The following is a 13107-nucleotide window of genomic DNA, read 5'->3' on the forward strand; positions in this document are numbered from 1 at the left end:
TCAAAGTTTATACTGCATCAACTTCTTTGTAACTCTCACTTAATTTCTTCTGCATATCGGCTGGAACTGGTGCGTAATCTGCAAATTGTGATTTAATCTTTGCTTTACCCTGAGTAACATTTCTCAGTGCGGCAAATAATTTATCTATTTCGGCTTGCGGAATACGTGCTTTTATAATCTGATTACCATTTAAGGTATCCATTCCTGTTATAATACTTCTATGGCTTTGCAGTTCACTCATAATATCGCCCATCATTACATCAGGAGCTGAAGCTTCCAGGTCAAATACTGGTTCTAGCAGCTGAGGGGCGGCCTGATGGAAGGCTTCTCTGAAAGCCATCATGCCAGCTATTTTAAATGAAATTTCATTACTGTCTACCGGGTGCATTTTACCATCATAGATGCTTACGCGTATATCCCTGACGTAAGAACCGGTTAATGGTCCTTCCTGCATTTTTTCCATTACTCCTTTCAGAATGGCAGGAAGAAATCTGTTTTCAATAGCTCCGCCAACAATACAGTTGTTGAAAACCAGTTTACCACCCCAGCTAAGCACAATTTCTTCTGAATCTCTTACCGGATGCTCTTTATAGGGAGGCATTCCTTCATACCAGGGCTCAATTTTCATATATACTTCACCAAACTGGCCAGCTCCGCCAGATTGTTTTTTATGTCGGTATGATGCCTGTGCAGGTTTTTGAATAGTTTCTCTGTATGGAATTTTGGCCGGTAGAAATACAACAGGCATTTTGTAGATATTTTCGAGCCTCCATTTGGTTACCAGTAAATGTAGTTCCCCCTGTCCATGCAGGATCACCTGTTTAAGTTCCCTGTTAAATTCTATGATCAGGGTAGGATCCTCCATATGTATTTCTGCCAGCACTTCACTCAGTTTTTCATCATCGCCTTTATTCTGAGGTTCTATTGCTACTCTGACTTTTGGTGAAGGGAAGGCCAGTGGAGCAATCGGGCCGGGGAAGCGTTTATCGGCTAAAGTATCGTTGGTGCGGGTATTCTTCAATTTTAAGGTGCAGCCGATATCACCGGCTTGCAACCGATCTATTGGATTTCTGTTTTTCCCATCGGCAATGAATAACTGACTTATTCTTTCGGTGGTGTTGTTTTCGAGGTTGATTAACTCCATTCCGGCTTTTACTTCACCGGAAATCACCTTGAAATAGGTTAATCTGCCGATATGTGGCTCTACCAGTGTTTTAAAAACAAATAATCCTGCAGGGCCTGCAGGATCAATGGGGATATCTGAATTATTTGCAGTGTGCTCTGCTGGTACCTCAATAGCGGCAGGAGCAACATTGTCGATAAAGCCCATTAATCTTCCGCTGCCCATATTATTTTTTGCGGAAAGGCAGAATACGGGGAATACATGATGTTGAAGCATTCCTTTCTTAATGCCCGCTCTAAGTTCATCTTCGTCGAGACTTCCTTTATCGAAATACATTTCCATCAGGGAGTCGTCATTTTCGGCAGCCTTCTCCACCAGTTCGTTATGTAGTTTATCGGCTTTTTCTTTTTCTTCAGGGGGAATTGGCAGTTTTTCTGGTTTGCCTCCATCTGTAGGGAAGCGGTACATTGTCATTTTTAGCAGGTCAATTATTGCGTTAAATCCGGGGCCCTGATTTACAGGATACTGCATTATTGTTACACTATTCCCGAATATTTGCTGGGCTTCTTCTACTGCTTTATTGAAAGAAGATAGTTCGGTATCCAACTGATTAACAGCAAAGATGGTTGGTTTTTGATATTTGTCTACATATTCCCACAATATTTCGGTGCCTACTTCCACTCCGTATTGTGCATTGAGCAATACTACGGCAGTATCGGCCACCCTGATGGCTGCAATTACTTCACCAATAAAATCTTCTAGTCCTGGTGTGTCTATGATATTAATTTTATAATCCTTCCATTCGGTATGTAACAGTGTAGCATATACGGAGTTTCCTCGTTCCAATTCTATTTCGTGATAATCCGACACAGTATTTTTTTCTTCAATAGTTCCTCGTTTACTGATGATGCCGGCTTCGAATAACATTGTTTCGGAGAGGGTAGTCTTGCCGCTTTTGGGTGCACCTAACAGTACGATGTTTTTTACGTGTTTATCATCATACGCTTTCATATGTGGAGGATTTAAGTGGAAAATGTGCCTTTTGAAAGAACTTACTATTAAGTTACTGTTTTTTGACCAAAATAGCACGCACTTTCTACTTTAAATGTGACAACATGCAGTACCTTTGCAGCTCATGATTTATTGATATATGAAACTATTATTACATTACCTCAAGAAATATAAATGGCTGGTGGTTTTGGCAATGTCTTTAGCCAGTATAAACCAACTCTTTTCACTGATGGACCCGATGATTTTCGGGTGGATTATAGATCGATTTGCTTCACATCCGAAGACTACCATCAAAGGGGGCGATATTTTCAGGCCGGAAGGAGCATATTTACGTGGAGTGCTTCTGTTGGTTGCTGCGGCAATCGGAGTAGCCATGGTTTCCAGAATTGCGAAGGCATTTCAGGACTATTTTGTACAGGTAATTGTTCAGAAGTTCGGAGCCCAGGTTTATACTGATGGATTAAAGCATTCATTGCGCCTTCCATATCAGCAATTCGAAGATCAGCGTAGTGGAGAAACGTTGGCGATCCTACAGAAAGTAAGAACCGACTGTGAGAAATTTATTACTTCATTTGTGAACGTATTATTTGTTTCATTGATTGGTGTTATTGTAGTGATTGTTTATGCGGGGTTGGTTCACTGGTCGCTGCCTTTTGTTTACCTGGTTGGTTGTGTACTGTTATCTGTTTTGATGAGCGTATTGAGCAAAAAGATTAAAGTGATTCAGAAAACCATTGTTAAGGAAACAACAGCATTGGCTGGTTCTACCACCGAATCTTTACGCAATATAGAATTGGTAAAAAGTTTGGGTCTTACTCAACAGGAGATCAGAAGGCTGAATTCTACCACGCTGAAGATTTTGATGCTGGAACTCAGAAAAGTAAGGAGTATTCGCAGTATCAGCTTTGTTCAGGGTACCTTCGTAAACCTGATGCGCTCAAGTATTCTGTTTTTGCTGCTTTTTTATATCTACAGAGATATTGCTACACTGGGCCAGTTAATGACCTTGCAACTATATTCCTTCTTTATTTTCGGGCCTTTACAGGAATTGGGAAATATCATTCTTAACTATCGTGAAGCCCAGGTATCACTTTTAAACTTTCAGGGAATTTTAAATACGCCGGTAGAAAAAATGCCTGATAATCCGGTTAAGGTATCTCAGATTGAAGAACTGACATTTAAAAAGGTAGGTTTTAAACATCTGACCGCTTCAAATAAGGCTTTGAATGATGTAGGCTTTAATGTGAAATTGGGCGAAACCATTGCATTTGTTGGCCCATCGGGTTCCGGTAAAACTACCTTAGTGAAATTATTGGTTGGGTTATACAGACCAAATGAAGGTCATATTTACTACAATGGGGTTGATTCCGCCGAAGTGGATATAGAAGAGCTGAGACACCAGGTAGGTTTTGTAACCCAGGATACGCAGTTGTTTGCCGGCACAATTAAGGAAAATCTGCTATTTGTGAATCCGGGTGCAACAGATCCGGAAATAATGGAAGCGCTGGATAAAGCCTCCTGTTATTCCTTGCTGGCAAGAGCCGATAAAGGCTTAGAAACAGTGATCGGGGAAGGAGGTATTAAAATTTCAGGCGGAGAAAAACAAAGATTGTCTATTGCTCGTGCTTTATTAAGAAAGCCGAGATTGCTGGTATTTGATGAAGCAACATCAGCTCTCGATTCAATAACTGAAGAAGAAATTACTTCAACTGTGAGAGAAGTAACAGCAAGTAAACAGCATATTACAGTAATGATTGCACACCGATTAAGTACAATTATGCATGCCGATAGAATTTATGTTTTGGAGAAAGGGCAAATTGTAGAGGTTGGAAAGCACCAGGAATTGGTGGATGAAAAGGGATTATATTATGCCATGTGGCGCCAACAGATTGGAGAGCGTAAAGTAGAAGCTTTCTAATAAAATACAAATTGATTAAATTTGCCACATGAGTACAAAACGACCTAATTATTTCATCAGTATGTTATCGATGAAATGTCCGAGATGTAGGAAGGGAGATATGTTCAAAGATCATAACCCTTTTCATGTTAAGCTGTCAAAGATTTTTAACATGTATGAGAAGTGTCCGGTCTGTGATCAGAAGTATGAGTTGGAAACTGGGTTTTGGTTTGGTACCGGATACGTGAGTTATGCTTTATCAGTAGCATTTAGCGTGTTTAATTTGATATGGTATGCTGTATTCTTCGGTATAAGCTGGAGAGATAATAGCATTTTCATCTGGCTGGGTATAAATACTGTTTTGCTGGTGTTGATTCAACCCTGGTTGATGCGACTGAGCAGAGTTATTTACCTGTATTTCTTTGTGTATTACGATGAGAGTACGAAGGATTTGGAGAAACCCAAACACCATCATTCATGATATTAGTTGCAAATTTGGGGGCTGTGAAAACAGCCCCTATCTTTTTCAACCAAAATCTGAACCAATGGTGGTCAGAAAATCTTTATCATATTACAAAAACCAATTTGAAAAACTGAGGGAAGCTGCATAACACCCTGGAGGCTAATCAGTCGGATGATTTTAGATAATGGTTTGCTAAACTACAAAATCTATTAATATTTTAGTGATAAAATTACACAAATGGTAACTATGGATGTCAATATATTAGGCTCTATTTGTCTAGTTACCATCTTGTTGTCATAACTTCTAAATCTAAATATAGTGTACAAATTTTACTATCTGATTTGCTTACTGGGATTGGCTTGTCAGCAACCTGCTTCTTCTCCTGAAGTAGCAGATAAACCAACTACCAGTAAGTCTTCCAAAGAGAAAACAATTTCCTTTAATAAACTGAGTGCAGACGAAAATGCAGATAGTGCAGAGTTTGAGGCTAATGGGATTCGGGTAACAATAACAAATACACTTCCTATGCAGGCAATCAATATAAGTCAGAAAAACAAACGACTGATCAATTATCTGCATGCCATTGATAGTCCTACCACCAGTATCCCTGTTCCAACATTAATTACGTCAAACAAGGATACTGTAGTAGTAATCACCTATCAGGAGCAACGATATTCATTTATGATAAAAAATAATACCGCTACCTTATCTAAAGAACGTTAATTATTTAAAATCGATTGGTATGGCCAGTTTCATACTGAAGTTTCTGCCCATATTAAATACACCCATTCTTCCTGTCGCCTCATTTATCGGTGCATATTTCAATCTGCTCAAATGATTTTGATAGGCAACATCAGTAATATTATTTACAGCAAAATGTAAAGAAAAGAGTGTTTTACTCTTTTTGTTAACAATATCAGTACCTAAACCAGCATTCAGCAAGGTGTATCCTTTGGTGCTGGTTTCTGTTTGATAGGCATAAAAAATATTATTCTGAGCCATATTTAAATCCATCTGCACACCAACATAGAGGTTCTGAAACGGACTTTTTCCTACTTTTTTAAATTTTCCTTTTAATTCAGACAACCATCTGCCGGCTGGTATATTAGGTAAATTTTTTGTTGAATCGGTAGCATTGATGGCAGTAGCTCTTACATAAGAAAATGTATTCTCGAAATGCAGCCAGTCGATCGGATGCGGGTGAATATCTAACATAATTTCCCCTCCATAAAGATGTGCATTGTTTTGCTGGAATTTAAAGGCAGCAAAGCCTTCAGCATTATCGAATGACGGAATAGAGTCGGTACCTTCACTGTTTACCAGTTTTCTGGAATAGATAAAGTTGTTGATATAATTATAGAAAATATTCGCGGTTAATGACAAATGCTCTGTATTAAAATCGATCCCTGCATCCACTTGTGTGCTTATCTCAGGCTTTAAATCCTGGTTTCCGTATTCGTATTTAATTGTTCCTTCATGCACTCCATTTGCCGAAAGTTCTGCAATATTTGGTGCCCTGAAACCACGTGCAGCATTCAGCTTAAGAGTTACTTTGTCGCTTGCTTCATAACTAATTCCTGCACTTGCAGACACATTAAAAAAGTTGCGATTGAAATCAGCAAATTTTACCGTGCCGGTTGGAGCAGGTTGATCATCGTCGTTTAATGTTAAACCTTCTGAATGCAGCGTTCTGTTATCGAATCGTAAACCACCGCTCAGTGTAAGTTTGTTGAAAGTTTTGGAAGTAACTGCAAACGCACCAATGTCAAACAAACTATAGGCAGGGATCAGGAATTCTTCGCCCTTATTTTTATTGTTCTGTTGCATTCCGTTTACACCAACAGTTGTTTGCCAGCCATTACTCTCTGCCAGATAATATTTCAATGCATAGTTGAAGGTATGCAGATTTAGAAATAACCCTGGAGTATTGGGTGTTAATACATCTCCGTATTCCCTGCGGTTGTTGATCTGATAGCCCAAAGTAAGGCCAATTCTTCCTCCATTATTAAAATACAGACTGTTATCCCAAACAATTTTATTGTGATTGATTTGCTGCTTGGGAACGGTCATGCTATAATCGCGATGGTCTTTATTGGTAATAGGTGCTTCTTCTGCTTCTCCGTTAATTACTACCGGTTTGATGAAGGTGCCGTCTGCATCTCTTTCTCCTTCTACCAAACCTAAATGCTGATTGAATGAAGTAAAGCTCAGGTGGCTGAATCCCCATTGTTTATTAATTCCTATTGTTGCTCCATAGTTTGTATTGTTGAAGCGGGAATTAAAAACATAATTATCGTATTTATTGTGATAGTCGTGTGCCTGTTTTTGTGTAATAAATGCGCTCCAGTTTATGCCGTTGTTATTACCTGCAATATCGGCATGATAGGCCATGAGCCCATTGTTGGTCTGGTAGTTTGCTTCAACATTACCTTTTATTTTTCCTAAAGGCAAAGGGGCAGGAGGAACAATATTTACAACTCCGGCCAATGCATCAGAACCATAAATCAGGGATGATGGTCCTTTCAATATTTCAATTCTGCTAACATTATAATCATCTACCTCAATGCCGTGTTCATCTCCCCATTGTTGTCCTTCCTGTCTGATTCCATCACTCACAACTACTACCCGGTTGTATCCAAGTCCGCGGATAAAGGGTTTGGAAATAGCCGGACCGGTGGTCAGTTGTGTAACACCAGGCACCTTGGAAATTGCATCAATAATATTTGTTGATATCTGATCGTCTAAATAATCACGTCGAATAATACTTACCGGTGTTGGCGTTTTTTTCATAGAAGTAGCCAGACTGGCGCCTGTTATGACCACCTCATTTTTTTCGATTAATGTTTCTGAAAGCTCAAAATCTTTTGAGGTAGCTCCATTAATAGTAATAGTTTCTGTAAAAGCGGCATAACCGATATAATGTACTTCCACTACATATCTTCCTCTTGGAAGATTTTTAATAAGATATTGTCCTTCTGCGTTGGTGGCAGCGCCTAACTTCAGATCTGGTAAATATACCGTTGCTCCCGGTAATGGTTGGTGAGATGTTTTATCTGTAACCTTACCAGAAAGCGAGTTTGCTTCAATTTCATCTACCGGAATTCCTGCAAAAGCTGCAGGAACAGCCAATAAAATACCCCAAATACCGAGCATCAACACACGTAAATTGTGCATAAGAATAAAATAATAATGATTGGAAATCTAAATCCTGACAATAAAATCCATAACATGAACAGATTGTTCACATTTCAAAAGAAAAAGGCATTAAATAATGGCAGGAGGTGCCCGTGGAGATGAGAATCGTTGAAAAGGCTTGTTAGCATTAACAACCTTTAAAACCGGGTATTCCCATTTTATAGGTTGCGCCAATACAAAATAGAATGCTGCTATTGGCTCATAGGGTTCTATAGCTATCTGTAGGAAATCACAGTGCTGGTGCAGTTCAGACAGGGCTGCACCCTCGTGATGCCAGGCATCAACAGTATCGTGGTGCCCGGCAAATTCGTGAATAAACTCTCTGGGGAGGGTATTTAAAGTAAATACTCCCAGTAGAATAATTGATAATATCTTATGCCATCTTCGTTTATTCACGAGGGCAAAGGTAGTAAAATCATTCAATTTGCAACAATGTTGCAATGTAAAATATTAATTAACCTTCAGCATAGGCCTTACCTGTTGGATTGGTCCATTCTGGAAGCGTGCATAATAGAGGCCTGTTGGAAGTTGCTGACCATCGAAGGTAAAGGAATAGGTACCAGGTGAATGTACTTTATTCACAGGTACGCTGAGTAATCGCCCTGCTGTATCAAAAATCTGGATCATTGTATTTCCGCTACCTGTGGTATAAGTGATAGTGGTATAGGAAGTAAATGGATTTGGTGAATTGATGATTAATTTTTTACCATCTGTATTGAGTTCCGGTATGCTGGTGATTGTACCGCAAGCCACACCACTTACAAGTGGGAGCCTTTGATAATCCTTACCCATAATTTTTTGCAGATCGGTTGGCTCTACACAAAACCATTGCTCCAATATAGATGCGTATATCGACCTGAAATCGTATTGCATTGGGATATTATCAGCAACTGCACTATTATCGGGGATAGCCGGACTATTCCCCAGAACTCCCTGATTCACATAATCGCCAAAAATGATCATCGGAGCAGCGGCACCGTGATCGGTTCCCATACTGAAGTTCGATTTAATGCGACGTCCGAATTCGGAGAAAGTCATACCCACTACTCTTCTGGAGGCATGCAGTCCTTTCAGATCGTCCATAAACGCCTTGATGGCATCAGACACACCACCTAACAGATTTGCGTGCCCACCTTTACTGGTATCTCCGCCTTCGGTTTGGTTGGCATGGGTGTCGAAACCTCCGGTGCTAACCATATATAATTTGGTTTTTAGGCCACCAGCTACAAGTCGGGCTACTATTTTAAGTTGCTCGGCCAGGTAGTTGTTTGCCGGATAAGCCCCCTGAGAGGTAACTTTACCGGCTGCCTTTTTTATTGATTGCTCGTAGCTGTTTGTTTGCTTGGCGATCAGCCGTATGTACTCCAATTCCTTGCCCCATTTGGTATTGGGAACCGGGTCCATTACTCCATCTATCAGATTATAGAAGTCGGTGGCGCTGGTAATAGCAATTCCCATGCTTGCATTGGCGCCCTGAAAAGCAGGCGACACAATAGAACCAATCTGAATTGCTAAAGGATCGGGTGCTTTGTCATTAGGGTATCCATCCGGGAAACCTGGATATTGAGTATCCAGATATCTTCCACCCCAACCGGTAGTAAGAACTTCATCGGAATTGGAGCCGGTAAGCCAGATATCTGTTGCACGGAAATGCGAGAAATTAGGAGTAGGATAACCAACACTCTGCACTATACTTACTTTACCATTGTTGTATAGCTCCTGGATACCTTTCATGGCAGGATGTAATCCCGATTTTTTATAGTTATCCAAAGCCAGTACTTTGCCTTCCTGGATAGCGATATTGGTACGGGCAGCCTGATATTTACTATAGATATCCAGTGGTATCACCATGTTTAACCCATCATTACCACCAGTCAGCTGAATCATTACCAGAACATGATCATTATCTGCAGCTCCGGCTAATGCATTGAGCATTGGAGATCCGGCAAATGCTTTAATTGAGAAGCCATTGATAACTGTTGGAAGTATAGCAGCAGGCGCTGTATATTTCAGAAAGTCTCTTCTTTTCATAAAAAGGTTTTTCAGGTTATCAGGCTAATTGATATTCTGATAAGTTCATGATATATTTAAACAGCGCTTGTAAACGGGTTTCCACATTCTCTTTCAGTGTAGCATTCGTAGGCGAAGCTATATACGCATTCCAGGCTTGTGTCCAGTAATAATTACTATCCGGACTCTGTCCGCTGAGCAGAATACTATTTTTCAGGAATGCCTTAAGGTTATCGGAAACGACTACACGATATAGTAATTTCACAACATCGTCAATCAATAAGATAGGATCTTCCGGATTGGGCAGAGACCCGGCATAGGCCAATACATCTATCTTGAGATTATTGATACCATTATTGCTGATCAATCCGTCGCTTAATTTATTTCGTTTAGGAAGCGTATCGGTATTGATCCACAGCTCATGAAAGGCAGGTTCCTGATAGTATGCATCCCAGCCCGCTACCAGTGGAGGATCTCCAAAGTTTTGCAGCATATTATCAGCTCTGCTTTGAATTACCATCCAGGCAGCGTATTGGTCTGGATAATTGGTAGGAAAAGCAATATTGTATTCTCTGCAGATACCTATACAGAAATCGGCCGGACTTTTAATCAGACAAGCCATATTTAACGGATCGAAGAAGTGCTCGCTGCAAAGCAGGGCATTTAGTGTAGTTTTTATATCAAATCCGCTGCTTCTGAAAATTTCTGCAAGAGGAGCGATTACATTCGTTTCTGTTGCGGCATCAATATCATAATAAACAAAGAATCGGTATAGTTTACGGCAGATGAATTTGGAAACTTCCGGTTGCAGGAAGATGATGTTTAACAGGTCATCCAGTTCCGACATCCCGTCTGTTCCTGTTTTTCCCGAGATTACCTTATTCTGGTAGAAGCTCGAAAATTGTTTATTGCCGATATCATGTTGAGTAGTATCGAACTTGCTGGTGATGGTGGTTCTGTCTACCCTGTAGCCGGTTAATACCCTGGCAGTAGCTCTAACATCATCCTCAGTATAGTGGGAATCCGGACCTTTACCAACGGTAAATAATTCATGTAGTTCTCTGGCATAGTTTTCATCGGCAGCTCCTTTAGAGTTGAGGGTGCCATTGAGATATACCAGCATTGCAGGATCTAATGTAATAGCCTTAGTGAGGGCTTTGAAATCTCCTAATGCGTATTGGCGTAAGGTTAGATTATACTGGTAGATAAACCTGCTATCTCTGACCATACTGGTTTCGGTAACAAAATGATTATGCCAGAACAGCACCATTTTTTCGTGTATGCTATGCTGTTGGTTGATCATTTGACCGGTCCACCAGGCTTTATACGAAAAAATGCGCTTTTGTTCCAGCATTTCATCTCCCAAAGGGGCTTTCACCCAGGTGGCACCCGGAGTTACGCCGGTATCATCAATGCCATAGTTATTAACTGGTGGCTGAGGAATGCTTTGCGGAGTGAGCAGGGTATCGATGGCTTGTTGCATCGACATGCCTTTAAACGCATTGTAAGTAGCCGGATTTACTCCGAATAGTGTGCGTTTAAGCAAATGAATTAGCTCGAGATCTGTCCAGTTGCCAGTATAAGGATTCAATCCGGAACCGGTTCTTCCGGTTACACTAAAAGGCCTTTTCTGGCGGTCTGGCGATAAGGTCAGGAATTGTCTGCGGTCCATAAATCGATATGGTTGATGGCTAGGGGGCCGTTTAGGGATCCAAATTAATAAAAAGTTTAATTTAATCGATGGGGAATTTTAAAGAGGTTGAAAAAAAATCTATCATTTTGATTATTCAGATATTCATTTGATAAAATAAATATCTGAATAATAATATGGTTATCAATAATTTATGTTACGTTTGTTAAGGTTTAAATAAGGAAAAATTGTACATTTGCTTCAAACCATTTGTTTTAAACATTTGGTTTAAATCATTAGGTACGCAACCTTTTGGTTTTTTATTGAGAACAATAGGGGCGGCTCGTCCTGCAAGATTTTGCTCAGCCCCTATGTTCTCACTTTTGTTCATCACAAAAGAAGTTTAGTATGTCCTTAAAACATTGGGCGTCTATAGCCCCTTCTGTTTATACTCCAAATTTTATACGTAACCTCTCTCTGTTCGACAGTCGTTAGTCGCTTCTTCTACTTATTGATTTAGTTGTCCGATCCTGGAAATTTCATGGGTCCGGGAGTGTATGTCTATTTGACAAATTTTATCTCAAAGATTGCGTTTGACTGTCAATTTTATAAATTAAAAATCAAGAAGTTACATATACGAATATATGTAATTAACCAACACATTTATTGAATTAAGAACAGAAAATTTATGAAGCATTCATATAATAAGCGGGTTATTCTACCAATTAGAAAAGCAATGGAATTAACACAGCGAGAAATGAGCAATCTGTTAGGCATATCTATAGGCAGTTTCAGGAATTATGAATCAGGCAGGTCCAGAGGCAGCGAATTTTTTTATCAGCGAATGATGGAGGTTTTTGGGATTGATCTGAGACAGCATCCCGATCTGAATAAAATTGTTTTCTGTAATGCACAGCGCGTGAAATCGGAGGTTTACAGGTATTTGAATACTTTGGAGATTATTGAGTAGATGTTGGTTAGATTGATTGACGAACTTCCAATTTTGCATGGAGGTGGGAACAATCCTAATTTGAAAATAGGTTTTGGGATTTATGGATCTATAATGTTGGGTTTATTTTCTGTGAGATGAGGCTATCCCAATACAATTAAGAAGCAGCGTATTGATTTGATATTAAATTCAAATTTCAAGATCTGGGTTCATTTATTGCTAAGAGAAAAATGTCTCTGATTTTATTGTCTTTATCTGATTGATAAATTTCCTTTACCGTAGACTGGGCAGGGGTAAACCCTGCCCCTACAGGGTTTCAGCGAATTACAGTTTCCATATTATAGAATTGTTTCTTAACAGAATTGAAATTAATAGATTGATATTAACATGAAACATATCTACCGGATGAAAATTTAGTTTCGGTGAAATCATGTTGGGGCAGTGTTTCAGCAAATTATAGTTTCTATATTGTAGAATTGTTTCTTAACAGAGTTGAAATTAGTAGATTGATATTAACATGAAATATATCTACCGGATGAAAATTTAGTTTCGGTGAAATCCTGTTGGGGCAGTGTTTCAGCGAATTACAGTTTCCATATTATAGAATTGTTTCTTAACAGAATTGAAATTAGTAGATTGACATTAATATGAAATATATCTACCGGATGAAAATTTAGTTTCAGTGAAATCCTGTTGGGGCAGTGTTTCAGCAAATTATAGTTTCTATATTGTAGAATTGTTTCTTAACAGAGTTGAAATTAGTAGATTGATATTAACATGAAATATATCTACCGGATGAAAATTTAGTTTCGGTGAAATCCTGTTGGGG

Annotated in this window: 9 protein-coding genes; 4 read left to right on the plus strand and 5 right to left on the minus strand. The window is 39.4% G+C overall.

Annotation, left to right across the window (positions count from 1 at the left end; all coding sequences use genetic code 11):
* Nucleotides 1-7 precede the first annotated feature (7 nt).
* Complete coding sequence (locus tag DVR12_RS13525) at nucleotides 8-2134, minus strand: elongation factor G (protein ID WP_116976197.1); 2127 nt, start codon at nucleotides 2132-2134, stop codon at nucleotides 8-10.
* 139 nt (nucleotides 2135-2273) lie between these two features.
* Between DVR12_RS13525 and DVR12_RS13530 the strand changes: the two genes are divergently transcribed.
* The 3 genes from DVR12_RS13530 (at nucleotide 2274) to DVR12_RS13540 (ending at nucleotide 5217) form a co-directional block, all read left to right on the plus strand.
* The gene (locus DVR12_RS13530) at nucleotides 2274-4052 is read left to right on the plus strand and encodes an ABC transporter ATP-binding protein (protein ID WP_116976198.1); all 1779 of its coding nucleotides are present in this window, start codon (nucleotides 2274-2276) and stop codon (nucleotides 4050-4052) included.
* Nucleotides 4053-4203: 151 nt separating this feature from the next.
* Nucleotides 4204-4512 carry a hypothetical protein gene (locus DVR12_RS13535; protein WP_233522386.1) on the plus strand — a complete coding sequence of 103 codons (309 nt, stop codon included), beginning with the start codon at nucleotides 4204-4206 and terminating at the stop codon, nucleotides 4510-4512.
* Between the two features lie 300 nt (nucleotides 4513-4812).
* On the plus strand, nucleotides 4813-5217 hold the full coding sequence (locus tag DVR12_RS13540; RefSeq protein WP_116976200.1) for a hypothetical protein: 405 nt from the start codon (nucleotides 4813-4815) through the stop codon (nucleotides 5215-5217).
* On the opposite strand, the gene DVR12_RS13545 is transcribed toward DVR12_RS13540, so the two are convergent.
* The 4 genes from DVR12_RS13545 to DVR12_RS13560 form a co-directional block, all read right to left on the minus strand.
* Nucleotides 5218-7668 (minus strand): TonB-dependent receptor, encoded by a 2451-nt coding sequence (locus DVR12_RS13545; RefSeq protein ID WP_116976201.1) that lies wholly within the window; start codon nucleotides 7666-7668, stop codon nucleotides 5218-5220.
* Nucleotides 7669-7758: 90 nt separating this feature from the next.
* Complete coding sequence (locus DVR12_RS13550) at nucleotides 7759-8085, minus strand: hypothetical protein (RefSeq protein WP_147323457.1); 327 nt, start codon at nucleotides 8083-8085, stop codon at nucleotides 7759-7761.
* A 54-nt stretch (nucleotides 8086-8139) separates the two neighbouring features.
* Entirely contained in the window at nucleotides 8140-9720 is a 1581-nt protein-coding gene (locus DVR12_RS13555) for a DUF1501 domain-containing protein (protein WP_116976203.1), read from the minus strand.
* A gap of 19 nt (nucleotides 9721-9739) precedes the next feature.
* Nucleotides 9740-11371, minus strand: a complete 1632-nt coding sequence (locus DVR12_RS13560; RefSeq protein ID WP_116976204.1) for a DUF1800 domain-containing protein — start codon at nucleotides 11369-11371, stop codon at nucleotides 9740-9742.
* A 646-nt stretch (nucleotides 11372-12017) separates the two neighbouring features.
* Here DVR12_RS13560 and DVR12_RS13565 point away from each other — a divergent pair.
* Nucleotides 12018-12299 (plus strand): helix-turn-helix domain-containing protein, encoded by a 282-nt coding sequence (locus tag DVR12_RS13565; RefSeq protein WP_116976205.1) that lies wholly within the window; start codon nucleotides 12018-12020, stop codon nucleotides 12297-12299.
* Nucleotides 12300-13107 lie beyond the last annotated feature (808 nt).

It is taken from the genome of Chitinophaga silvatica (assembly GCF_003419895.1).
Taxonomy (GTDB): Bacteria; Bacteroidota; Bacteroidia; order Chitinophagales; family Chitinophagaceae; genus Chitinophaga; species Chitinophaga silvatica.